General features: G+C 43.4%; 3 protein-coding genes. All 3 read left to right on the forward strand.

Annotation, left to right across the window (positions count from 1 at the left end):
- A partial coding sequence (locus tag ACWHAR_RS23910) for a hypothetical protein (protein WP_452088043.1) occupies positions 1 to 201 on the forward strand: 201 nt, incomplete at its 5' end.
- Positions 198 to 548, forward strand: coding sequence for a YojF family protein (locus ACWHAR_RS23915; RefSeq protein WP_003231213.1), 351 nt, complete (start codon positions 198 to 200; stop codon positions 546 to 548). The genes ACWHAR_RS23910 and ACWHAR_RS23915, both read left to right, overlap by 4 nt.
- A gap of 18 nt (positions 549 to 566) precedes the next feature.
- On the forward strand, positions 567 to 964 hold a 398-nt coding region (gene bshB2 / locus ACWHAR_RS23920; protein ID WP_452088044.1), incomplete at its 3' end, for a bacillithiol biosynthesis deacetylase BshB2.

A 964-nucleotide genomic window follows, 5' to 3' on the forward strand; every position in this document is an offset into this window, starting at 1 on the left:
GCGGTAGCAGAGGCGATTGATCTTGAGCTCTTGGATAAACGAACACATCCAAGACTCCGAAAACCGATGCTGGAAAAATATTTTGCCGCGATTCAGCGCATTGTGAATTCAAAGCTCGAACCGGCTGTGAAATATCAGCTGGTCAAATTACATACAGAACGTGCAGAGTATTTAAAAGAAGAAAGAGGGGAGCAATCATGAAAGCGATCATAAAAGAAGATGTGCAAGCATCTTTAGAACGATATGCGGACCGCCCTGTATATATCCATTTAGAAACCACCACAGGTTCTTATTCAGCGCACTTAAATGAAAAGAACATGACGGTTGTTGCGTATATCCGCAATGCAAAAGTCACTTATCATCAGGCAAAAATCAAAGGCAACGGGCCTTACCGCGTTGGCTTGAAAACAGAAGAAGGCTGGATTTATGCTGAAGGCTTGACTGAATACACGGTAGATGAAGAAAACCGTTTATTAATGGCGGGACACCTGCCGGGCGGTAAACTGGCTATTTCTCTGCAAATCAGCGAAAAACCGTTCACAGTTTAAAGAAAAGGGTGAATAATAATGAAAGAACATGTACTAGTAATCCTGCCTCACCCTGATGATGAATCATATGGAGTGGCAGGCCTCATTGCCTTAAACAGAAAAAAAGACATTCCCGTTACGTATGCCTGCGCCACTTTAGGTGAAATGGGCAGAAATATGGGCGATCCATTTTTCGCGAATCGGGAAACGTTGCCGCTGCTAAGAAAACAAGAGCTCATCAATGCTTGCAAAGAAATGGATATCAATGACCTTCGGATGCTTGGACTCCGTGACAAAACGCTCGAATTTGAAGACGATGAGTATTTAGCTGATATCATGGAAGAGATCATAGATGATGTAAAACCAAGTTTAATTGTCACATTTTATCCCGGACACGGTGTGCACCCTGACCATGATGCATGCGGGGAAGCGGTTAT

The organism is Bacillus sp. LR--39 (assembly GCF_053613335.1).

Excerpts from the sequence above, each read along its gene's own strand:
- ACWHAR_RS23915 (WP_003231213.1), top strand. The coding sequence starts at position 198 with ATGAAAGCGATCATAAAAGAAGATGTGCAAGCATCTTTAGAACGATAT.